This is a genomic window from Vibrio sp. 1151_11, from assembly GCF_029478525.1.
Classification (GTDB): domain Bacteria; phylum Pseudomonadota; class Gammaproteobacteria; order Enterobacterales; family Vibrionaceae; genus Vibrio; species Vibrio anguillarum.
Window position 1 is genome coordinate 1 of record NZ_SHMN01000099.1, and the last position, 565, is coordinate 565.

Annotated in this window: 1 rRNA gene; it reads right to left on the reverse strand. The window is 52.6% G+C overall.

Going from position 1 to position 565, the window contains the following annotated elements:
• Window positions 1–61: 61 nt before the first annotated feature.
• Window positions 62–565: ribosomal RNA gene (locus EXZ60_RS18960) — 16S ribosomal RNA — on the reverse strand; the annotation flags it as partial.

Below are 565 nucleotides of genomic sequence, written 5' to 3' on the forward strand. Positions count from 1 at the left end.
TCGTCTCTTAAACTGTATAAACCATCAATCTGTGTGGACACTCATCAGTGTAATCTTCGTATAAGGAGGTGATCCAGCGCCAGGTTCCCCTAGCGCTACCTTGTTACGACTTCACCCCAGTCATGAACCACAAAGTGGTGAGCGTCCTCCCCGAAAGGTTAAACTACCCACTTCTTTTGCAGCCCACTCCCATGGTGTGACGGGCGGTGTGTACAAGGCCCGGGAACGTATTCACCGTAGCATTCTGATCTACGATTACTAGCGATTCCGACTTCATGGAGTCGAGTTGCAGACTCCAATCCGGACTACGACGCACTTTTTGGGATTCGCTCACTATCGCTAGCTTGCTGCCCTCTGTATGCGCCATTGTAGCACGTGTGTAGCCCTACTCGTAAGGGCCATGATGACTTGACGTCGTCCCCACCTTCCTCCGGTTTATCACCGGCAGTCTCCCTGGAGTTCCCGACATGACTCGCTGGCAAACAAGGATAAGGGTTGCGCTCGTTGCGGGACTTAACCCAACATTTCACAACACGAGCTGACGACAGCCATGCAGCACCTGTCT